The sequence below is a fragment of the Actinoplanes italicus genome, assembly GCF_003001815.1.
Taxonomy (GTDB): Bacteria; Actinomycetota; Actinomycetes; order Mycobacteriales; family Micromonosporaceae; genus Actinoplanes; species Actinoplanes italicus.
In genome coordinates this window covers 35,301-56,776 of the sequence record NZ_PVMZ01000038.1, presented here as the reverse complement: position 1 = coordinate 56,776, position 21,476 = coordinate 35,301, and the positions used below count along the sequence as shown (strand labels likewise).

17 protein-coding genes are annotated in these 21,476 nt (G+C 70.8%); 7 read left to right on the top strand and 10 right to left on the bottom strand.

Annotated features, from left to right (window positions below; translation table 11 throughout):
• Positions 1 to 7: 7 nt before the first annotated feature.
• Genes CLV67_RS48235 through CLV67_RS48225 form a run of 3 tightly spaced genes read left to right on the top strand, consistent with a single transcriptional unit; the run spans position 8 to position 2,199 of the window.
• On the top strand, positions 8 to 520 hold the full coding sequence (locus CLV67_RS48235; RefSeq protein WP_106330722.1) for a hypothetical protein: 513 nt from the start codon (positions 8 to 10) through the stop codon (positions 518 to 520).
• Entirely contained in the window at positions 508 to 1,407 is a 900-nt protein-coding gene (locus tag CLV67_RS48230; protein ID WP_239166946.1) for an SCO6745 family protein, read from the top strand. The genes CLV67_RS48235 and CLV67_RS48230 overlap by 13 nt, the downstream gene beginning before the upstream one ends.
• A 15-nt stretch (positions 1,408 to 1,422) precedes the next feature.
• Positions 1,423 to 2,199, top strand: coding sequence for a hypothetical protein (locus CLV67_RS48225; protein ID WP_106330720.1), 777 nt, complete (start codon positions 1,423 to 1,425; stop codon positions 2,197 to 2,199).
• A 12-nt stretch (positions 2,200 to 2,211) separates the two neighbouring features.
• Here CLV67_RS48225 and CLV67_RS48220 read toward each other — a convergent pair whose 3' ends face one another.
• The 7 genes from CLV67_RS48220 to CLV67_RS48190 form a co-directional block, all read right to left on the bottom strand.
• On the bottom strand, positions 2,212 to 3,342 hold the full coding sequence (locus CLV67_RS48220; protein WP_106330719.1) for an ABC transporter substrate-binding protein: 1,131 nt from the start codon (positions 3,340 to 3,342) through the stop codon (positions 2,212 to 2,214).
• Between the two features lie 13 nt (positions 3,343 to 3,355).
• Positions 3,356 to 4,111 (bottom strand): ABC transporter permease, encoded by a 756-nt coding sequence (locus CLV67_RS48215; RefSeq protein ID WP_106330718.1) that lies wholly within the window; start codon positions 4,109 to 4,111, stop codon positions 3,356 to 3,358.
• A gap of 73 nt (positions 4,112 to 4,184) precedes the next feature.
• Positions 4,185 to 5,000: an ABC transporter ATP-binding protein gene (locus CLV67_RS48210; protein WP_106330717.1), complete on the bottom strand. Its 816-nt coding sequence runs from the start codon at positions 4,998 to 5,000 to the stop codon at positions 4,185 to 4,187.
• Complete coding sequence (locus CLV67_RS48205; RefSeq protein WP_106330716.1) at positions 4,997 to 5,839, bottom strand: ABC transporter permease; 843 nt, start codon at positions 5,837 to 5,839, stop codon at positions 4,997 to 4,999. Before CLV67_RS48205 ends, CLV67_RS48210 begins: the two co-directional genes overlap by 4 nt.
• Entirely contained in the window at positions 5,836 to 6,843 is a 1,008-nt protein-coding gene (locus tag CLV67_RS48200; protein WP_239166945.1) for a TIGR03842 family LLM class F420-dependent oxidoreductase, read from the bottom strand. The genes CLV67_RS48205 and CLV67_RS48200 overlap by 4 nt, the downstream gene beginning before the upstream one ends.
• A 6-nt stretch (positions 6,844 to 6,849) precedes the next feature.
• Entirely contained in the window at positions 6,850 to 8,250 is a 1,401-nt protein-coding gene (hydA, locus tag CLV67_RS48195) for a dihydropyrimidinase (RefSeq protein ID WP_106330714.1), read from the bottom strand.
• Entirely contained in the window at positions 8,247 to 9,089 is an 843-nt protein-coding gene (locus CLV67_RS48190; protein ID WP_106330713.1) for a nitrilase-related carbon-nitrogen hydrolase, read from the bottom strand. The genes hydA and CLV67_RS48190 overlap by 4 nt, the downstream gene beginning before the upstream one ends.
• 192 nt (positions 9,090 to 9,281) lie before the next feature.
• Here CLV67_RS48190 and CLV67_RS48185 point away from each other — a divergent pair, with 192 nt between their 5' ends.
• The 4 genes from CLV67_RS48185 to CLV67_RS48170 all read left to right on the top strand — a co-directional run bounded on the left by CLV67_RS48185 (position 9,282) and on the right by CLV67_RS48170 (position 13,630).
• Positions 9,282 to 10,634 carry an aminotransferase class I/II-fold pyridoxal phosphate-dependent enzyme gene (locus tag CLV67_RS48185; protein WP_106330712.1) on the top strand — a complete coding sequence of 451 codons (1,353 nt, stop codon included), beginning with the start codon at positions 9,282 to 9,284 and terminating at the stop codon, positions 10,632 to 10,634.
• Entirely contained in the window at positions 10,634 to 11,929 is a 1,296-nt protein-coding gene (locus CLV67_RS48180) for an aspartate aminotransferase family protein (RefSeq protein WP_106330711.1), read from the top strand. Before CLV67_RS48185 ends, CLV67_RS48180 begins: the two co-directional genes overlap by 1 nt.
• A gap of 160 nt (positions 11,930 to 12,089) precedes the next feature.
• Positions 12,090 to 13,319, top strand: a complete 1,230-nt coding sequence (locus CLV67_RS48175; RefSeq protein ID WP_239166943.1) for an inorganic phosphate transporter — start codon at positions 12,090 to 12,092, stop codon at positions 13,317 to 13,319.
• 11 nt (positions 13,320 to 13,330) lie between these two features.
• Positions 13,331 to 13,630 carry a hypothetical protein gene (locus CLV67_RS48170; protein ID WP_106330709.1) on the top strand — a complete coding sequence of 100 codons (300 nt, stop codon included), beginning with the start codon at positions 13,331 to 13,333 and terminating at the stop codon, positions 13,628 to 13,630.
• A 550-nt stretch (positions 13,631 to 14,180) separates the two neighbouring features.
• On the opposite strand, the gene CLV67_RS48165 is transcribed toward CLV67_RS48170, so the two are convergent.
• The 3 genes from CLV67_RS48165 to CLV67_RS48155 form a co-directional block, all read right to left on the bottom strand.
• Entirely contained in the window at positions 14,181 to 15,278 is a 1,098-nt protein-coding gene (locus tag CLV67_RS48165; protein ID WP_106330708.1) for a glycerophosphodiester phosphodiesterase, read from the bottom strand.
• A 485-nt stretch (positions 15,279 to 15,763) separates the two neighbouring features.
• Positions 15,764 to 18,493 (bottom strand): DUF7824 domain-containing protein, encoded by a 2,730-nt coding sequence (locus CLV67_RS48160; RefSeq protein WP_106330707.1) that lies wholly within the window; start codon positions 18,491 to 18,493, stop codon positions 15,764 to 15,766.
• Positions 18,494 to 18,502: 9 nt separating this feature from the next.
• Positions 18,503 to 21,346 carry a DUF6493 family protein gene (locus tag CLV67_RS48155; RefSeq protein WP_106330706.1) on the bottom strand — a complete coding sequence of 948 codons (2,844 nt, stop codon included), beginning with the start codon at positions 21,344 to 21,346 and terminating at the stop codon, positions 18,503 to 18,505.
• Positions 21,347 to 21,476: the final 130 nt, after the last annotated feature.

Genomic DNA, 21,476 nt, shown 5'->3' with positions numbered 1-21,476 from the left:
TACGGCGATGAGCGTGGCCGACGACGGGACGACGACCGCCCGGTCGCTCACCGAGTGGCTGGATCAGCTCACCTTCACCGACCTGGCGGAGGCCGACGCCGCCGCGCGGATCGCGGACTCGGTGCAGCGGTGGGCGCAGTGGCAGGGTTGGCGTGTCTATCGGCGTGCGCCGAGCGTCTTCCCGCTGCCACCGCCGTTGCGCGGCAACTCGGTCATCGACGTGGCCTGTGCCCGGCCGGGTGCGCCGCCGCTGGCCGTCGAGATCGACCGGACCGACCGGCAGCGTACCGTCGACAAGCTACTCGCCGAGGCCGCCGCCGGCCGGGTCGCCCTGTGGGTGCGCTGGGGCGCCGGCCCCTTCCCGCCGCCACCGCTGCCGGTGCATCTCGTCGTCCGTGAGGCTGCCCGCCGGGCCGGTCGCTGGCATACGGTGTCGGCGGCGCCACCCGCGCCGCGCCACTCCGGAGCCGCCGGTTCCGGAGACGCCGTCCACGCCGAGGAGCTGCCGTGGGAGCTGTGACCGAGACCCCGTACCGACTCGCCTGGCGGGTCACCGAGCCGCTGCACGCGATGGTCTACTTCGTGCCGGAGGCGCCGGAGCGCTACGCGGAGTTCGGTCTGGACCCGATGGACGGCTACTTCGCGTCGCGTGCCGCCGCACTCGGCCCGGTGGGGCCGGGGATCGTGACGGCGACCTTCTACAACTTCAACCCGGCCCGGGTCGCCAGGGCGATCCCGTCGGCCTGGGCCAGGGCGACGCCGGAGCAGCTCGTGCAGGCCCGTCTGGAGGCCGCTGACGCCGCCCTCACTCGTGGCCTGGGCGAGGAGGTGGTGACCGGCCCGGAGGTCGCCGAGGCGGCTGAGCTGGCCCGCCGGGCGGCCGAGAAGGCGGTCACCCTGCCGCACGGCCGCCCGCTGTTCGCCGCGCACGCCTCGCTGCCCTGGCCGGAGCGTCCGCACCTGGTGCTCTTCCACGCCCAGATGCTGTTGCGCGAGTTCCGCGGGGACGGGCACATCGCGGCCCTGCTGGCGAACGGGATCAGCGGCCTGGACGCGATCGTCATGCACGCGGCCAGCGGCGAGATCGATCCGCGGTTCCTGCGCGGCACCCGCGGCTGGAGCCGCGAGCAGTGGGCCGAGGCCGAGGACGACCTGCGCCGCAGCGGCCTGATGGACGCCGGGGGGAAGCTGACCGAGGCCGGGGTGGCGCTGCGGGCGCACGTCGAGGACCGGACCGATCAGGTGAGCGAGGTGGCCTACCGGGCGATCGGCGAGCAGGGGGCCCTGCGCCTGGCCGAGCTGACCCGGCCGCTGAGCCGGACCATTGTCAAGGGTGGCCTGCTCAACCCGATGAACCTTGTCACGCATTCCTCTCGGCCGAATCATTTGCCGGAGAGTAGTCAGTAGGTCACGCTAGGTTGTGTGACCCAACATCTGCGGAGACACCCGGCGTCCTGGTGGGCGCAGTTCCAGGAGGCCTCCGAGCGGTTTGACACCGCCTACCTGACCGAGGGCCTGGGGGACCTGCTCACCGCGAAGATAGCCTCGCCACTGCTGCGGCGGGAGGCCGAGATCGCCACCGACATCCAGGTGCGGCATCTCAACAAGCCGCAGGCCGACGAGCTGGCCGTCCGCGCCCGGCAGAGCGTGGAGCGGCTGGCGGCCACGGTGACCCGGCTCGACGAACGCTCGGGCGAGGGCTTCTCCCTGACCGAGGCGTATGCGCTGTGCCACCTGCTGGAGGGCCGCTACGGCGAGGCCGCCAACGCGTCCGAGGAGTTCCTGAAAACACAGCAGATCCTGCGGATCTTCGTCGGCGCCATGCGGATGGAGCGGTTCGACGCCGACCTCGCGGTCAAGATGCTGGCGGCCGGCCACGAGCCGGGTGCGGCCATGCACTCCGGGCTGGTGGTGGGCAAGTACAGCTGGTGGCCGGCCTGGCTCATCAAGATCGTCACGGAGCGGGCGATGGACGGCCGGCTCGACGACGAGGCGATCACCGCGCTGGATAAATGCGCGTACGCCGAGCTGAGCCCCGCCCAGTCGCGCATCGCGCGTCGTCTCCTCAGCGGCGAGCAGGCGCTCATCGACGCCTCGGCGGGCCGGCTCGAGGCCCTCGGCGAGGCGGAGGCGGCCGAGAAACTCCGCAAGGGCGACCTGACAGCGGTCGCCCTCGCGGCTCGTCTCATCCCCGTCTAGCGGGGTCCGAGATCAGGCGCCGCCCTCGGTGAGTGTCACCGTGGCCGCCTGGAACGATGCCCCCGTCACGTCGACCCCCGCGGCCTTGGCCTGCTCGATCGCCTGATTGATGTAGTCGTTCGTGTAGGCCGGGCCCTCCGGGGCCTTCTTCAGTACCGTGTCGCCGGTCTGGTTCTTCGTGGTCAGCGAGATGTCCACGGTCTGCTTCCAGGCCGCCTCGTCGATCACGCCGACCCCGGCGCCGGCCGCCGGCCAGATCAGCTTGTTCACCTCGTTCATCTGCCACAGCTGATGGCTCTTGCCGAGCTTCGACCCCTTGGCGACGACCAGGTCACGGCACTTCTCCGCGTTGTCCCGGCAGTACGCCCAGCCCTTGATCGTGGCGGTCAGGAACTTCACGGTCTGCGCCTGGTAGTTCGGGTCGCTCAGCTTCTCGGTGTTCGCCCACACCGCGTCCTGCAGCATCGACGAGCCCTCGGCCTTCCAGTCGATGATCGCGAAGTCGTCGGCGGTGTAGAGCTGCCCGGTGGCCGGGTTCTTGGCCTCCAGCAGCTGGGCGTACTCGTTGTAGCTCATCGCCTGGGCGGCGTCGATCTCCTTCTTGAGCAGCGCCTGCATGTCGAACTGCTGCTGCACCAGGGTGACGTCCTTGCTCGGGTCGAGCCCGGCCTTGGTCATGCCGGCGAACAGCTCGAACTCGTTGCCGAAGCCCCAGTTGCCGACCTTCTTGCCCGCCAGATCGGCGGCCTTGGTGATGCCGCTGTCCTTCCAGGCGACCTGGTAGGTGCCGGAGCGGGCGAAGATCTGCCCGACGTCGGTGATGCCGGCGCCCTGCTCGCGCGAGGCCAGCGCCTTCGGCACCCAGGCGACCGCGTAGTCGGCCTTGCCGGTGGCGAGGACGGTCTGCGGGACGATGTCGACGCCGCCCTCGAGCAGCTCGACGTCGAGACCCTGCTCCTTGTAGAACCCCTGGTCGACGGCGGCGATGTAGCCGGCGAACTGGGCCTGGTAGAACCACTGCAGCTGCAGCTTGATCGGGGTGAGGGCGCCGCTCGCGCCGGGAGCCGGGGTCGAGGGCGTGTCGGCGGTGCCGCAGGCGGTGAGTGCGAGGACGGACGCGAGGAATATCCGGGAGAGCTTCAAGGCGTGCTCCTGACTAGCTGATCAAACTTCGTTTCCAGGGCATGGCCACGCGCTCCAGCAGGAGCGTGACCAGGTAGAAGGTGAGTCCGAGGAGGCAGGCGCCGGCCACGAAGGCCCAGGCACGTGGGTAGGCCGTGAACGCCGCGGCGGAGGTGATCCGCGCGCCGAGCCCGTCCTGCAGCCCGCCGAAGTACTCGGCGACGACCGCGGCGATCACGGCCAGCGACGACGCCTGCCGCAGGCCGGTGAAGAGATGGGGGAGGGCACCCGGCAGACGCACCTTGACCGCGAAGGTCCAGACCGAGGCGGCGTACGTCCGCATCAGCTCCTGATGGACAGGGTCCACTTCGCGCAACCCTCGCAGCAGGTTGAGGAAGACCGGGAAGAACACCACGATGCCGGTCACCAGGCGGCGCGGCACGCTGCTGGTCGACTCGAACATGTTGTTGAGGATCGGGGCCAGCGCGATGATCGGCAGCGCGTTGACCACGGCGGCGAACGGGACCGACACCTCACCGAGGAACCGCGACCGGCTCGCGGCCAGCGCGGCCAGCACCGCCAGGATCGTGCCGCCGATCAGGCCGGCGAGGGCGTTCGCTCCGCTGGCCAGGGCCGCGTCCCAGATGTTCTGCCTCTGCTCGGCGATCTGCGCCCCGATGGCGGTCGGCGCCGGGAGGATGAACGGCGCCACCCGCCCGGCAGCCACGAAGACCTCCCACAGAACCAGGGCCAGAACACCGAAGACCAGAGGCGGGAGTACGCGTCTCATGCCGCCACCTCCGCTTCGCTCCGGCGTCGGCATGAGTTCAGAACGGAGCCCGATGATTCGCTCGCAGGCTGGCTCATGAGCGCAGCGCCTGACGTACCTCGGTGATCTTCTCGAAGTAGACCGGGGCCTGCCGCCCTGCCTCGTCCCGGGAGGGGAGGTCGACCTCGATCGACGCGGTGATCCGGCCCGGCCGGGCCGACATGACGACCACCCGGTCGGAGAGGAACACCGCCTCGGAGATCGAGTGGGTGACGAAGACCGTGCCGGCCCCGGTGGCGGCGCAGATGCCGAGCAGCTCCGACTGCAGGCGCTCGCGGGTCATCTCGTCGAGGGCCCCGAACGGCTCGTCCATCAGCAGCAGCGGCGGCTGGACCGCGAGGGCCCGCGCGATCGCCACCCGCTGCTGCATGCCGCCGGACAGCTGACCCGGGTAGTGGCCCGCGAAGTCGGCCAGCCCGACCAGCTCCAGCATCTGTTCGGCTCGCGCCCGGCGTTCGGCCTTGGCCAGGCCGCGCAGTTCCAGGGGAAGTTCGACATTGCGGCGCACGGTCCGCCACTCGAAGAGGCCGGCCTGCTGGAAGGCGATGCCGTACTCCTGGTCGCGGCGGGACTGCGCGGCCGGTTTCCCGGCGACCGTGACCGTGCCGGTGGTCGGCTCGATCAGGTCGGCGATCAGGCGCAGCAGGGTGCTCTTGCCGCAGCCGGACGGCCCGATCAGCGACACGAACTCGCCGGCGCCCACGGTGAGATCGACGTCCGACAGCGCCACCACCTCGTCGGAGCGGCCCTGGTTGAAGACCTTGGTGACCCGGTCGACGACCACCGAGGCCGCACCGCCGTGCTTCCGCTCCGGCACGACGTCCGGGGCCGAGCTCGCGAGGTCGCTCACAGGGTCACCACCTCCACATGGCGCCGGTGCCGCATCAGCGGCAGTTCCAGAAGACTGACGAGACCGGCGATCAGCAGGCCCAGCAGGGCCGCACCGAGCATCGCCGTGTAGACCTTGGCGGGATCACTGGTGGCCTCCCGCGAGTACTCGATGATCAGGCGCCCGATGCCGCCGCGCGTGCCGGTGGAGATCTCGCCGACCACCGCGCCGACCACGGCCGCCGCCCCGGCCAGCCGCAGCGCGGGGAAGAGGTAGGGCAGCGCCGACGGGAAGCGGAGCTTCACCAGGGTGCGCCACCAGCCGGCCGCGTAGCTGCGCATCAGCTCGGCGCCGGCCGCCGACGGCGACTGGAGCCCGCGCAACATGCCCACGGCGACCGGGAAGAAGGCCAGGTAGGCGGCGATCACCGCGACGGTCGCCCACGGCGGCATCAGGGTGCCGCCCCAGCCGGCGATCAGCGGTGCGAGCGCCACCAGGGGCACGGTCTGGGAGAGGATGACGTACGGGAGAAGCCCGCGCTCGACAATCCGGAACCTCTGCATGGCCGCCGCGAGGACGAGCCCGATCACGGTTCCGGCCAGGAACCCGGCAGCGGTGATGCCGAGCGTGAACAGGCACGCGTCGAGCACCACGATCCACACCGGCCGGCCGCCGGTCATCTCCGGGTCGGCCAGCCGGGTCAGGATCGTCCACAGGTGCGGCATGGAGAGGTCGTCGGCGCGCGGGAGCACCCGCACGCCGAACAGCACCGTCCCCTCGGGATCACCGGCCGCCTTGTAGCCCTCCCAGAGGAGCGCGGCCGCGATCAGTCCGGCGATCACCGAGAGGGCGCGCCTCACGAGAACGCCGGGATGATGTGCTCGCCGTACGCCGCGAGCGTCGGTTCCTTGCCGTCGTGCTGCAGGTACACCGAGAACTGGTCGACGCCGAGTTCCCGCAGCTCCTTCAGCTTCTTGACGTGGCTCTCCACGGGGCCGAGGACACAGAACCGGTCCACGATCTCGTCCGGGACGAAGGTCGTGTGACTGTTGCCGGCTCGGCCGTGCTCGCTGTAGTCGTACCCCTGCCGTGCCTTGATGTAGTCGGTGAGGGCCTGCGGCACCGCCTTGCCGTCGCCGCCGTAACGGCCCACGATGTCGGCGATGTGGTTGCCGACCATCCCGCCGAACCACCGGGTCTGCTCGCGCTGGTGTGCCAGGTCGTCGCCGACGTAGGCCGGGGCCGCGACGCAGAACTTGATGGCGTCCGGATCCCGTTTTGCCTTCACCGCCGCGGCGCGGACCGCGGTGATCATCCACTCGGCGATGTCCGGGTCGGCGAGCTGCAGGATGTAGCCGTCGCCAACCTCCCCGGTGATGGCGAGCGCCTTCGGGCCGTACGCCGCCACCCAGACGTCCAGGCGGCTGTCCGCGGCCCAGGTGAGCTGCAGTTCCTGCCCGCGGACCGTGACCTTCCGCCCGTTGGCCAGGCCCTTGATCGCCAGGACGCTCTCACGGAGCTGGCCGAGGGTCTGCGGGGTGAGACCGAGCACCCGCAGGGCCGAGTCGCCCCGTCCGATGCCGCAGATCGTGCGATTGCCGTACATCTCGTTGAGGGTTGCGAAGGTCGAGGCGGTGACCGTCCAGTCCCGGGTGCCCGGATTGGTGACCATCGGGCCCACGACGATCCGCTCGGTGGCGCCGAGGATGGCCGAGTAGACCACGTTCGGCTCCTGCCAGAGCACGTGCGAGTCGAACGTCCAGAAGTGACTGAAGCCGGCGGCCTCGGCCTTCTTCGCCCACTCGACGACCTCGAGCGCGGGTGGGTCGTTCTGCAGTACAACGCCGATGTCCAAGTGGCCCACCCCTTTCTAGATCAGGTAGTCGCTGAGTCCGCGCTTGAGATAACGGCCACGGCCGGCCCGGCCGGTGTACTCGCCGCCCGACGCGATGACCTCGCCGCGGGACAGGACCGTGTCGACCCTGCCGTCGATCTCCCATCCCTCCCAGGCCGAGTGGTCCATGTTCATGTGGTGGGTCTCGACGCTGATCCGGGTACGCCCGGCCGGGTCGTAGAGCACGATGTCGGCGTCCGAGCCGGGCGCGATGACACCCTTTCTCGGGTAGAGGCCGAACATCCGCGCCGGGGTGGTCGCGATCGTCTCCACCCAGCGGCCGAGCGACAGCTTCCCGTCGACGACGCCCTGGTACAGCAGGTCCACGCGGTGCTCGACGCTGCCGATCCCGTTCGGGATCTTCGAGAAGTCGCCGATTCCCAGCTCCTTCTGGTCCTTGAAGCAGAACGGGCAGTGGTCGGTCGAGACGACGGAGAGATCGTTGGTACGCAGGCCCTGCCACAGATCCGCGCGGTGCGACTCGTGCTTGCTGCGCAGCGGCGTCGAGCAGACCCACTTGGCGCCCTCGAACCCGGGCGCTCCGAGCTGGTCCTCCAGCGTCAGGTAGAGGTACTGCGGGCAGGTCTCGGCGAACACGTTCTTGCCCCGGTCCCGTGCCGCCGCCACCTGCTCCAGGGCCTTCGAGGCGCTCAGATGCACGATGTACAGCGGACAGTCGGCCGCAACGCTCGCGAGCCAGATCGCCCGGCTGGTGGCCTCCGCCTCCAATTCCTGCGGCCGGGTCAGACCGTGATGGATCGGGTCCGTCTCGCCACGCTCGAGGGCCTGCTTCACCAGGACGTCGATGGCCGGGCCGTTCTCCGCATGCATCATGATCATGGCGCCGTTGTCGCGCGCCTTCTGCATCGCGCGCAGGATCTGGCCGTCATCGGAGTAGAAGACGCCGGGATACGCCATGAACAGCTTGAAGCTGCTGATGCCTTCGTTGTTGACCAGGTAGTCCATGGCCTTGAGTGACTCGTCGTCCACGCCGCCGAGGATCTGGTGGAAGGCGTAGTCGATGTGGCAGTTCCCTTCGGCCTTGCCGTGCCAGGCGGCCAGGCCGTCCTGCACGACCTCGCCGGTTCGCTGCACCGCGAAGTCGATGATCGTGGTGGTGCCGCCGATCGCCGCCGCTCGCGTTCCGGTGTCGAAGGTGTCACTCGCATGGGTGCCGCCGAACGGCAGCTCCATGTGGGTGTGCGCGTCGACGGCGCCAGGGATCACGTACTTGCCCGTAGCGTCGATGGTGTGGTCGATCTGTGGCGATTTATCCGGCGCGAATATCGCCGCGATCGTTTCGCCGTCGATGAGGACGTCCGCTTTCGCCGCTCCTGTGGGCCCGACGACGGTCCCGCCCTTGATCAGCGTCGTCACGGTGCCACCAGCCCGTCGTAGCTGTCCGGCCGGCGGTCGCGGTAGAACTGCCACCGGTCGCGGACGGTCGCGAGCAGACTCAGGTCCAGGTCGCGAACGATCAGCTCGGGGTTGTGGGTGTCCGCCACGTCGCCGACGAACTTGCCCTCCGGGTCGACGAAGTACGTCTGCCCGTAGAAGTCGTTGTCACCGAGGTCCTCGACGCCGACCCGGTTGATGGCGCCGATGAAGTACTCGTTCGCGACCGCGCTGGCCGGTTGCTCCAGCTGCCACAGGTACGACGAGAGACCGCGGCTCGTGGCCGACGGGTTGAACACGATCTGGGCGCCGTTCAGGCCGAGCGCACGCCAGCCCTCCGGGAAATGCCGGTCGTAGCAGATGTAAACGCCCACCTTGCCGACCGCGGTGTCGAAAACCGGATATCCCAGGTTTCCCGGACGGAAGTAGAACTTCTCCCAGAAACCCTTCACCTGCGGGATGTGGTTCTTGCGGTATTTGCCGAGATACCTGCCGTCGGCATCGACGACCGCCGCGGTGTTGTAGAGGACTCCGGGCTGCTCCTGTTCGTACATCGGCAGGACCATGACCATTCCGAGCTCGGCGGCGAGCGCCTGGAATCGTTCGGTCGTCGGGCCGGGGATCGACTCGGCGTACTCGTAGTAGGCGGCGTCCTGCACCTGGCAGAAGTACGGGCCGTAGAACAGCTCCTGGAAGCAGATCACTTTCGCGCCCTGGGCGGCGGCCTCGCGAGCGTAATCCTCGTGAGCCTTGATCATCGATTCCTTGTCGCCCGTCCAGGTGGTCTGGACGAGGGCGGCACGGACGACTCCGGTCGTCATTGCGGCCCCTCTCTTTTGATCTTCTCTACGCACGCGCAGTGCGCCTGAAAGCGCCTGTGATCGTGTGTTTACTCCTTGTCATAGCTCCTGCGCCAGGGGTTGCCTTGAAGCGCCGGATGCCGTAGGACACTAACGACACAGATTGAGGCGAACAATTGCCCGTACGTTACGGAATGTTTCGGAGACGATAATTTGCTGACCCTGATCACCGGGGCGGTTCAGGACAGAAGCGCCCGAGGTATCGCGGCGGCGGTGAGCCGTCTGATCACGTCCGGCCGCCTGCCGGCCGGCGCACGCCTGCCCACCGTCCGGGTGGTCGCGACCGGGCTCGGCGTGAGCCCGACAACCGTCAGCGAGGCCTGGCGCAACCTGATCCTGGCCGGTGCCATCCAGACCCGTGGTCGCTCCGGGACCTTCGTGTCAGGGCCCCTGCCACCCCGGGCCCGGCTGCGGTACGCCCAGCTCAGCGGTGCCCGGGTCGACCTGCCGCAGGACCTGTCGACCGGTGTGCCGGACCCGCTGCTGCTGCCCGATCTCACCGAGTCGTTGCGGCGCGCCGGCGACGGGCGGTGGGCGGGCAGCTATCTCGAGGCACCGGTGCTGCCGGAACTCGAGGCGCTGCTGCGGGACCGGTGGCCGTACCCGCCGGAGAGACTGACCGTGGTGGACGGCGCGATGGACGCGCTCGACCGGGTGGCCGGGGCGGTGCTGCGCTACGGAGACCACGTGCTCGTCGAGAACCCGGCGTTCCCGCCGCTGCTCGACCTGCTTCAAGCCCTCGGCGCCACCGTGATCGGCGTACCGATGGACTCGGCCGGCATCGTCCCCGACGGCCTCCGGCGGGCCATCCGTGACTACCGGGCGGTCGCCCTCTTCCTCCAGCCGCGTGCCCACAACCCCACGGGTACCAGCATGGACGGCGCCCGCGCGGCGCTACTGGCGAACGTCCTCCTCGAAGCGCCGCACCTGTTAGTGGTCGAGGACGACCACGCCGGCGGCATCGCCTCGGCGCCACCCGTCAGCATCGGCCGCTATCTGCCCGAACGGACCGTGCATGTGGCCGGGTTCTCCAAGAGCCACGGGCCCGACCTGCGGCTCGCGGCCGTCGGCGGGCCGGCACACGTGCTCGACACCCTCGCCGACCGCCGGCTGCTCGGCCCCGGCTGGACCAGCCGGCTGCTCCAGGGCGTACTCCTCGATCTTCTGACCGACCCGCAAGCCGTGGCGCGCGTCGCCGCCGCGCGCGACACCTACGCCGCGCGTCGTACCGCCCTCTTGAAAGCCCTGCACGAACGTGGAGTGTCGGCGACCGCGGCGGACGGGATAAACCTGTGGATGGAGGTCGGTGACCAGCAGAACGCCCTGGTCGTCCTCGCCGCTCACGGGGTCGCCGCCGCCCCCGGCGCGCCGTTCTGCGTCACCCCGCTCGGCGCCGACCACCTCCGCGTCACCGTCGGGCTGGTGGCCGGCGGCTACGACGAACTCGCCGACGTCCTGTCGGTCGCCACCCTCCCGAGCACTCCGAGATTTCGAAGGGGAACCTGATGAGCGAGCTCCTCGACCGCCACCGCGCAGTGATGCCCGCGTGGATGCCGGTCTACTACGGCGACGACGCGCTGGAGATCGTCTCCGGGCGGGGCCGGCACGTCACCGACGCGACCGGGCGCACCTATCTCGACTTCTTCGGCGGCGTGCTGACCACCATGATCGGGTACGACGTGGCCGAGATCAGCGACGCGGTGCGCAGCCAGGTCGGCACCGGTGTCGCGCACACGTCGACGCTCTACCTCATCCGGCAGCAGGTCGAGCTGGCCGAGAAGATCGCCCGGCTCTCCGGCATACCGGACGCGCGGGTGTTCTTCACCAACTCCGGCACCGAGGCCAACGAGTCCGCCCTGCTCATGGCCACCAACGTGCGGCGTTCCAACCAGATTCTGGCGATCAAGAACAGCTACCACGGTCGTACGTTCGGGACCATGGCGATCACCGGCCACCGCACCTGGTCGTCCAGCTCCCTCAGCCCGTTCACGGTCAACTGGCTTGCCTCCGCCGACCGCCTGCGCGGACGGATGGCCAGGCTCAGCGACGCCGACCTGATCGACGCCGCCGTCGACGATCTGCGGGAGGTGCTCGCCACCGTCACGGCCGGCGACGTCGCCGCGCTGATCGCCGAGCCGATCCAGGGTGTCGGCGGTTTCGTGGCCGGCCCGGACGGGCTGCTCGGCGCCTACCGCAAGGTCCTCGGCGAGCACGGCATCCTGCTCATCGCCGACGAGGTGCAGACCGGCTGGGGACGGACCGGCGACCACTTCTGGGGCTATCAGGCACACGGTGTCACCCCTGACCTGATCACCTTCGCCAAGGGCATCGGCAACGGGTACGCCCTGGGCGGTGTCGTGGGCAGTGCGGAGGTGATGAACGCGGTGCCGGCCATCAGTTTCTCCACCTTCGGCGGCAACCCGGTCAGCGCGGCGGCCGGCAACGCGGTCCTCGACTACGTGCTCGACCACGACCTGCAGGGCAACGCGCGGCGGGTGGGGTCGATCCTGCTCGACGGCTTGCGGGCACTGTCACACGGCATCGTGGGTGCCGTCCGCGGGCGCGGACTGATGATCGGCATCGAGTTCGTCCGTCCGGGCACCACCGAACCGGATCCGGCGGCGACGTTGCGGGTCTTCGATCTGTGCCGGGAGGGTGGCCTGCTGGTCGGCAAGGGCGGCCTGTACGGCAACGTGCTGCGGATCGGGCCTCCGCTGACCCTGACCGAGGAGGAGGCTCGCGATGGTTTGACGGTTTTGTCCGACGCCATCGCCACTGCGGATGCCGAGGCCGTTTTCTAGGTGTTTCCTGTTCATCTGCTATTTGTTGACGGATACCCAGAGTGACTGCTCAGTCACTCTGGGGTGAACTTTGGGAAACGGAAGGTTAACGCGGGCGGAACCTTGTACATGTCCTGTTCTGCCTATGGCAGTGGGCGTCCATCTCGGTCACGATCACGGCGTGACAGAAACATCCGTGATCTTGGCGCTGGTGGTCATCACGGCCCTGGCCTTCGATTTCACCAACGGGTTCCATGACACCGCCAACGCGATGGCGACATCCATCGCGACCAAGGCGCTACGGCCCAAGACCGCCGTCGCCCTCTCCGGTGTGCTGAACCTGGTCGGCGCCTTCCTCTCGGTAGAGGTCGCGCTGACCGTCACCAATGCCGTCGTCAAGATCCAGGACAAGAGCGGCGCCCCCAAGGTGGAACTACTCGCCGACGGCGGCAGCGGACTGTTGCTGATCATCCTGGCGGGCCTGGTCGGTGGCATCGTCTGGAACCTGCTGACCTGGCTGCTCGGCCTGCCGTCCAGTTCCTCCCACGCCCTCTTCGGCGGCCTCGTCGGCGCCACCCTCGCCGGGCTCGGCATGGCCGGCGTCAACTGGAGCGGCGACGGCTCGAAGCTCGACGGCGTCATCGGCAAGGTCCTCCTCCCCGCCGTCATCTCCCCGGTCATCGCCGGCGTGGTCGCCGCGGCCGGCACCTGGATCATCTTCAAGATCACGACCGGTGTCGCGGCCCGCTTCACCGAGCAGGGCTTCCGCTGGGGCCAGATCGGCAGCGCCTCCCTCGTCTCCTTGGCGCACGGCACCAACGACGCGCAGAAGACCATGGGTGTCATCACGCTCGCTCTGATCGCCAGCGGACACTGGAGCGACCTGGAGAACATCCCGCTCTGGGTCAAGGTCTCCGCCGCGGTAGCCATCGCCGCCGGCACCTACCTCGGCGGCTGGCGCATCATCCGTACCCTCGGCAAGGGCATCACCGACATCAACCCGCCACAGGGCACCGCCGCACAGTCCGGCGCCGCCGCCGTCATCCTGGCCTCCAGCCACCTCGGCTTCGCGCTCTCCACCACGCACGTCGCCACCGGCTCGGTCATCGGCTCCGGCCTCGGCCGCCCCGGCGCCACCGTCCGCTGGGCCGTGGCCGGCCGGATGATCCTCGCCTGGCTGATCACCCTCCCCGCGGCCGGCATCGTCGGCGCCGTGATGTTCTGGATCGGCGACGCCGTCGGCGGCACCGCCGGCGCCCTCGTCGTCTTCACCCTGCTGGCCCTCGCCTCCGGCGCCATGTACCTGCGGTCGCGCACCGGCAAGATCGACCACGAGAACGTCAACGACGACTGGGACGGGGCCACCCCCGAGCCGGCCGTCGCCCCCGTACCCGCCGTCGCGGCCAACTGAGAGGTCTCGTCATGCACAATCTCGGTTTCGCCATCGACGGCGCCTGGCAGGTACTCATCGCCGGACTCGCCCTCGGAGCCGGCCTGCCGATCCTGTTCGCCCTCGGCATCCGCTCCCTGGCCTGGGGCGCCGGGGCCACCACCGTCAGCGACACTCCGGGGCCCAGCCGCCCGCTGGGCACGGTCCTCGGATACGCGCTGTTCGCGGTGGTCGTCGTCGGTGTGCTGCTCGGTCTCACGTTCATCGTGGCCAGCGGGTTCGGCTACAAGCTCGAGTTCTCCCACATCTACCCGACCCTGATCGCCAAGTGATCCCGGCGCCCTGAGGCGCGGCCCTTCCGGGCGCGGCACTTCCGATCCCTGAACGAACCCGGGCCCGGCACTCCACGTGCCGGGCCCGGCCACTTCCCAATCCCTCCATCCGGGTACGCCCTAGCCAAGCCTCGCCGTCGCTGCCTCGTCGCTGCCGTCGCGCCGTCGCCGTCGCCGTCGCTCCCGCGTTGCCGTTGCCGTTGCCTTCGCTCCCGCGTTGCCGTTGCCGTCGTCGTCGTCCCGGCCGTCGTTTCCGCGCCGCCGTTCCGGCCGTCGTTTCCGCGCCGCCGTTCCGTCGTTGCCGCCCCCGACACGCCGCGGCTGCGTCGCCCCGTCGCCGCCACCCTGGCGCGATCTTGTGGCATTCGGGTCGGACGTCTCGCCCGAAAGTCACGACTTCGATTGCGCTCGAGTTGCCAGCGAGGTGCGAATCGGAATGAAAGCCTCAAACCACCGACGGTGGAGCCGCCGACCTGCGCCGATGGCGGCCACCAAGCGCCCTCGGCGACGGGGAGCGTGCCGAGGGCACGTTCAGAGGACCGAGTTGCGTTCAGACGAGAGTGCGGGCCAGGACGCCGATGTCGGGGTTGTCGGTGAAGAGGCCGTCGATACCGGTGCGCAGGAACGTGACCTGCTCGTCGATCGACCTGCCGTACGCCGTGGTGTCGGTGCCGACCCGCAGCTCGGCCGGGAGGAAGGAGTTCTCCGCCCGGAACGTGTACGGGATAACCTTGAGACCGGCCGCGTGCGCGTCAGTGACCAGCGTCGTCGGGGTGCCGAGAGTGCCGTCCGCCTTGCGCGGGATGATCTGTCCCTTCTCCGGGCCGAGACCGTCGACGAACTCCGACAGTTCCTTGATACCGACCGGGGTCAGATAGTCGGCGTACGACCGGGGGTCGTTGAACGGACTGCCGGACGCGCTGCTCAGGAACACCAGCGGAACCTCGACGCGGTGGTCGTCGGCGAGGTCGCGCAGGTTCGCCGCCTCGAACGACTGGATGAACACCTTCGCGCCGCGCTTGTCGAGGCCGTTGCGGCGCAGCGTACGGACCAATGGTTTCTCAAGCGCCAGCCCGATGTTCCGGAAGAAGGTCGGGTGCTTCGTCTCCGGGAAGACGCCCAGGTCGCGGCCGAGCTCGTTGGAGAGGCGCTTGCGTAGGTCCAGCAGCTCCTGGAAGGTCGGCACCTCGAAGTAGCCGTCGTACACGGTGTTCTGCTGGCGGATCGCCGGGATCCGCTCGGTGGCGCGCAGTGTCTTCAGCTCGGCGAGCGTGAAGTCCTGGGTCCACCAGCCGGTCACGCTGACGCCGTCGAGGACGACTGTCCGTTTACGATCGGCGAACTCCGGCCGGGACGCGACATCCGTGGTACCGCCGATCTCGGGTTCGTGCCGGCACACCAGGACACCGTCCTTGGTGCTCACCAGATCGGGCTCCAGGTAGTCGGCGCCCAGGCGGGCCGCCAGCTCGTACGACGCGAGGGTGTGCTCGGGCCGGTAGCCGGAGGCGCCACGGTGGCCCACCACCAGCGGCTTGTGCCGGGCCCCGCCGTGCCCGCCGGCCAGTGCGGGCGCGGAAACGGCCCCGGCCAGCGCCGGAGCGGCGGCGGCGACAGCGCCGAAGCGCAGCACCTGACGGCGATCTGCCACGTTGTTCCTCCACGGTTGAGTACCGGCGCTCCTCGCCGATGTCCGATCAGAGTCGACGTGACCGATCCGTCGCTCAGGCGACGATCTCATGGCGTCCCCGCTAACGACGGGTCAAAGCTGACCCGCCGGAATTGCCCACCGCATGCCCCCGCGCCGGCCGGGGAGGTGAGGCGGGCGCGGCAGCTGGCCGGACAGGGCTGGGGAAGGAATGGGCGAGGGACGCCGCAGCGCGGAAGGCGCGGCAATGGACGCCGTGCCGCTGACGGCGGGCGAAGGACGGCGGGCGAGGGCGGGGGACGGACGGGCGGCGGGCGAAGGACGGCGGACGGCGGACGGCGGACGGACGTGCGAAGAGCGGGGGACGGAAGGGCAGCGGGCGAAGGGTGGAGGACAGCGGGCGAAGGACGGACGGGCGGAAGACGGCGGGCGAAGGGTGGAGGACAGCGGGCGAAGGACGGTGGCGATGGCAGGGGAGGCCGGCTGGATCAAGGCGCTGACAGGACGGCCTGCAGCCGTTTCGCCTCTCGGACCGATCGGGAGCCGCCACCGCGGGCCGCTATCTGCGTCAGGCCGGGGACCTCGTCGCGAGCACCGGTCGATGTGGCCGCCCGCGTGGCCAGCTCGAGCAGGTCGGGAAGACCGCGAGCGCCGGTTGGCAGCAGCGGGGGCAGGGCAGCGCGCAGCAACTCCCAGACGGCGGCGGCCGCTCCGGCCTGAAGCGCGTCGGTGAGTGCGGGCACGACACGCCCGAGCTTCACAGTGCCGTCAGAGCACAGATCGCCCAGCTCCACGCCGACCCCGGCGGCGAAGGAGCCGCCCGCCGATGGCAGCCCGCCCGGTGACCCGCCGGCCGATGGCAGCCCGCCCGGTGACCCGCCGGCCGGCGCCTCGTCACCCTGGTGGGCGGCCGGCACCTCCGGAGGCAGGCAGGAGGAAGACCCGCCGCCTGGAGGACCGGGCGGCGCGGGGGCAGCGGACGGCAGTTCACGGGTCGGGGTGCCGGCCAGCACCAGGAAGGCGTCCACGGCGGCGACGCGGTCCGGCTGGTGGCGCGCGCCGAGACCGTAGGCCACAGCGAGCGTCAGGGCCGGGCCCGGCGGGCCGGAGCAGTCGGCGAGCAGAGGCAGCAGGGAGGCATCGCGCTGGTCCCGGTCGGCGAGCGCGGCGATGGCGGGCAGCGCCCAGGCCGCGGTCACCTCACGGTGGTGAGGGAGCACCATGGCGAAGGCTTCCGTGAAGTCGTCGTAGTAGTAGTCCTGGTAGTAGGGACGGGATCGCCGGGTGAGAGTCACCAACGGTTCCTCGAGCAGGATGCGGTTGTCATCGGTGCGGGCCGGCTCCAGGTTGACCACCACCCGGCGGATGACGACCCGGCCGTCGGGGTCGTGGGCGCACTGTTCGAAGCGGGTGCTCACCGGGTCGGGCAGGCCGCCGGAGCGCAGCCAGGCGGCGAGCTGGCGGCCGGCCGGTGAAGTGAGGGCGTCGGCGCGGGCCAGCACCTCGGGGCCGGTCGTGCGCGGGAGGCGGAGCAGCGCCTGCTGGAGATCGAGCTGCCAGGGTGTACGCCCCTCCGCCTCGAACCGGGCCATCCGGTCGACCAGGACGTCGGCGTCGATGCTGCCGGTGACATAGGTCGGCGCGGCGAGCAGGCACGGAATGGGATCCTCGACGAGCCTGGCGGCGACCTCGGCGACCCGCAGCGCGAGGACCGAAGCCGGGTTGTGGATCTGGGAGGCCAGGTCCCCGCAGGCCGCAGCATGGAGGCGTTCCCGCATGACGTGGCCGCGCCTACGTCCGAGAACCGCCCGGATGGCCTCGCCCAGGAACGGCAGGTGCCCCCAGGCCTCGCGGAACGGCTGCGGATGGCTGTTGAGCACCGGACCGAGCGCGTCGGCGAGCCCGGCCGGCGCCAGCGCCACCAGCCCGGCGAGGACCCGCTCCCAGTTCACCGCGGACGGCTGGTGCAGCAGGGCGATCACCTCCTCGGCCAGCTCGGCGGGCGTCTCGATCGGGAGCACCGATGCGACCTGTGGAACCGGCGGCGGCACCGATGCGTGCGTGACCGGCTCGGCGGAAGGGCTGGTGAGTGCGGCGATCCGGGCACGGGCCGGCGAGTCCGCGGCCACCCGCAGCAGGTGCCGGTCGATCACCGCCAGTGCCCGCTCGTGGATGTCGAGCGCCGGATGGCCCAGCGCGGTCGCGACGGTCTCCAGGAGGTCCGCGGCCCGCTCCGGTGTCCGGCGGGCGCGTCGATCCAACCAGGTGAGCTGCGCCTTGACCAGCACTTTCTCGGAGCGCAGCAGGGTTGGCCCGGAGGCTTCCAGCAGCGTGTCCAGGTCGAGCATCCCGGCGTCGTCGAGGGCGCGGAGCGACCGCTGGGCGAGGGCCGCGACCGGGGACGGCGCCTCCTGTAACAGCCGGACGTAGTCGGCCGCGAACATCGCCAGCTCGGCCACCGTGGGCGCGAGCTCGTCGTGCAGTCCGGTGAACGGACGCAGCGCGGCCGGACGGTCGCCGCGGGCCAGCCTGCCGACAGTCATCTCCAGAATGGTCTTGCGATCCAGCCGGCCGTCGGCGACGAGGGTCGCGATCGTGGTGGCGAACTCCGTGTCCCGGCCGCCGGACCCGGTTGCCGGGAGATCGAGGCCGATGCCGTCGATCTCGAAGACGCGGGGGAGGAACGTGTCAAGCCATGGGCTGCCCCGGAAGCCGTCGACGAGGGAGGGCGAATCCCACCAGCCGAGGCCGATCGACCACAGCCAGCCACGCACCGCACCCTCGGTGGCCGGTGGCTCGGCGTCGCCCGCCAGCAGCAGTGCCTCGCAGAACGTCCAGTCGGCCGGCATCGGATCGCGTGCGGGCAACCTGCCGGCGAGCCGGACACCGAGGTCGCCGATCCACGGCAACCGCCGGGCCCGGGCTATCGACAGGAAATGGTCGGTGGAGATCGCGCCCCAGCCGCGCATGCTCCGGCGGGTGAGCAGCGCCGCGGCACGGGCGGCGGTGGGCATGCAGGCGATCACGGCGAGCGCCAGCAACCCGGCCGGGCTGTCGTCCGGCCACTCCGGCCGCTCGCTCCTGGCCCGCACCCTGTGCTCGACCTCTGGCGCGAACGCCACCCGATCCTGCTCGGACGCGGCGAGCAGCATCGCGGCCAGAGAGGTGCTGTCGGTGCGGCGGAGCGGCTCGGCGAGCCCGGCCCAGGTGAGCGGCATGAGGAGACCCTAGATCCCGGGTACGACATTTCCGCGCGCCCGATCCAGCCGTGCGGTGAGCGCTGCTGCCGCCGCCGGGCCGGGCCAGTCCAGGCCGTCGGCCGGATGCGCCAGCACCTTCCGGGCCAGACCGGCGGCCTTGCCGCGACCATCGGCCAGCGTGATCAGCGCCGCCCGGGCACCCTCGCCGGCCGGATCGGTCCCGTCGGTCGTACAGAGCTGATCGAGCAGTGTCAGGAGCGCGCACAGCGCCCGCGGGGCGAGGTCCCGCCACGTCGGCAGACTCAGGGCGAGGCTTCGTCGTACGACCGTCGCGTGCAGAGCCGAGACCGCCGCGACACGCGTCAGGGCCTCCACGATCCGATACCCGGAAGGACCCTCCCAGAGCCGGCCCGCGCCGAGGGCGGCGCCGAGCTCCGCGCTGGTCAGCCGCCCGTCCGTGACGACCTGAGTGAGCACGTCGGCGGCGAGGGCCCGCCGTTCGGGTCGGTCGCCGGTCAGCTCGCCGAGCACCCGGGAGAACGCCTCGCCGGGCAGCGGACGCTCCGCGTCGAGCAACCACGGGAGCGCCCGCCGGGCGTGCAGCCCGACCGTCCAGATCCACCGGGTGTCACCGGGCCACAGGGTGCTCGCCCAGGCGGTGCTGTACCGGGCGTCACCGGCGAACTCGTGCCATGCCTGCCAGGCCTGGTACTCCGGCAGGTGGGTCATGTCGAGGAAGATGCCGCCGTCGGGCAACGGCACGTCCATGCCCTGCTGGTAGGCGGTCAACGGCAGCACCTCGAGCTCGGCCGGCGGGGCGTCGGCCGGCTCACCGAACAGGTACGGCGCACCGTCGTGCGGCTGCCCGAGCAGCCAGCCGACCGCCCGGCGGACCGGCTCCGGCGTACCGCTGAGGTCTTCGCCCGAACCGCATCCGGCCCGCACCGCCGCCGCGAGAACACCGGGCACCCCGGCGAGTCGTTCCCGGGCCGCGTCCCGGCCCTGCGGCGCCAGCCGGGTGATCGCGATCGCGATGTCCAGTGGCCGGTCCGGGGCCGGGTCGCCGGCGGCGATCACGCGGTCGGTCAGCACGGCCGGATCGACCCAGCCGTTCCGATCTTGCGGGTACGCCAGAAGCCGTCCCGTGGCGCCGTCGGCGAACATCACCAGCACCTCGCGCAGCCGGCCGGCGAGCCACCCGCGCGGCGTCCCCAATGGCACGTCGCCGGGAAGTTCGCGTCCGGGGTCGAGCCAGTGCGCGACCACATGGCAGAAGTCCCCGCGGATCTGCTCGCCCCACTCTGGCTGCTCGGCCTCGAAGTACCGGTTGACCCGGTCGACCAGCGGCCCGACCCGCAGGCCGAAGTCGTCCGGCCGCGAGGTGTGCAGCGCGGCCAGCCCGTCGAGAGCCCGCTCCAGATCGTGCGCCCACTCGTAGGTCCCGTCGACGACCCGCAGCAGCACGTCGATCAGCTCGTCGAAGCTCGCGACCGGCGGAATCTCCGGGCCGGGCCGGGCGTCGAGCCAGGGCCGCGGTACGACGGCCGGCGGCTCTGTCGTGGCGTCGAAGGGACCGAGGCCGAGCCCGTGGGCCTCCGCGATGAGCCCGGCGAGGTCCGCGACGGGTTCCGGCACCGTCTCCTGCTCCAGCGGTACGAGAACCGCGACCGCCGGGGCCATGTCGGGAACCGCGCCGGTCAGCGCCTGCCGGACCAGCGGGTCGGCGAGGTGTGGCAGCAGCGCCTCGACCGCGTCCTGCTGGACGTCGGGCCGGGTGTGGGTCAGGGCCGGGACCAGCGCGTCGACGGCCTGTGGCAGTAGGTCCGGCCGGCGGCGCAGCGCCGACACGATGAGCTTGATCGCACCGCGGGCGGTGCCGGCCGCGGGAGCACCGGTGGCCGCGCCGAGATGCTCCACCACGTCGGCCGGGTCGATCCGGCCCGTCCGGTCGAGTTTGAGCAGTGTCTGCACCCCGAAGCTGACCAGTCCCGGGACCTGGTGCCCCGCCAGCCGCAGCAACCGCTGCCGCCGGGCGGCGAACTCCACCACCGTGGGCTTGAGATCCGCCAGGAACTGCTTGTACTTGGGAGCGTCCGTGCCGATGTCACCGCCCATGGCGTCGAGCAGCCCGTCGAGCAGGCGCTCCCGCAGCGGATGTCCCTCGGCGAGGACGCGGCCGAGCAGCGGCGCCCAGACCCGGAACCGGACGAGCGCGTGGTCCTCGGTGCGGGTGTACCGCTCGTCGCGGCGCACCAGGACATCGAGGCCGCCCGGCTGATCGAGCAGGGCGGGCAGGTCGACGTCGAGAAGGGCCGGGTCGCGATCCACCATCGCGGCCAGCTGCTCGACGGACTGCCCGGCGTTCTCCGCGATCCCGTGCAGGTAGCGGTCGTCGGCGGGCCGGTCGATGAAGCCCTCGACGGCCAGCCGCCAGGCCTGACACCACAGCGGCCCGTAGTCGAGGTACCCGTCGGCGAGCCGGGCCAGCCACGGCGGGCGACGTTCGGTGATCACCCGGTACCCGGTGTCGGAGAGGAACGCGTCGGTGAGGTTGCCACGGCGGTACCAACCGTCGTTGTCGTCATGGATCGAGACATCGGGTGGCCAGCTCTCCGGCGTGCCGACACCGGCCCAGGCCACGTGAGCGGCCCGCAACTGCCGGCGGACGTGCCGGAGGCCCTCCCGGCGTGGGCCGAAGTCATAGACCAGCTCGTGCTCGAGCCGGTGCAGCTCGTCCGCCCGGGCGGCAACAGAGGGCTCCAACGCCGCGCGTTCCGTTTCGGACAGCGGCGCCAGGAGCGCGACGACCGCGTCGTCGTCGGCTTCGTCGATCACGGCGAGCAGCCGCTTCTCCAGATCGGACCCATTCACGAGCCGGTCTCCTTGCTGGTCAGCCATACAGCGCCGCCGACGGTGCCGGCGGCGAAGGGAAGGGGGTGAGCCGGCGCTGCCGGCCGCGAGGGGGGAAGGGGGGTGAGGCGGCGCTGCCGGCCGCGAGGGG

Excerpts from the sequence above, each read along its gene's own strand:
- CLV67_RS48235 (WP_106330722.1), top strand. The coding sequence starts at position 8 with ATGAGCGTGGCCGACGACGGGACGACGACCGCCCGGTCGCTCACCGAG.
- CLV67_RS48215 (WP_106330718.1), bottom strand. The coding sequence starts at position 4,111 with ATGAGACGCGTACTCCCGCCTCTGGTCTTCGGTGTTCTGGCCCTGGTT.
- CLV67_RS48190 (WP_106330713.1), bottom strand. The coding sequence starts at position 9,089 with ATGACGACCGGAGTCGTCCGTGCCGCCCTCGTCCAGACCACCTGGACG.
- CLV67_RS48180 (WP_106330711.1), top strand. The coding sequence starts at position 10,634 with ATGAGCGAGCTCCTCGACCGCCACCGCGCAGTGATGCCCGCGTGGATG.
- CLV67_RS48170 (WP_106330709.1), top strand. The coding sequence starts at position 13,331 with ATGCACAATCTCGGTTTCGCCATCGACGGCGCCTGGCAGGTACTCATC.
- CLV67_RS48160 (WP_106330707.1), bottom strand. The coding sequence starts at position 18,493 with ATGCCGCTCACCTGGGCCGGGCTCGCCGAGCCGCTCCGCCGCACCGAC.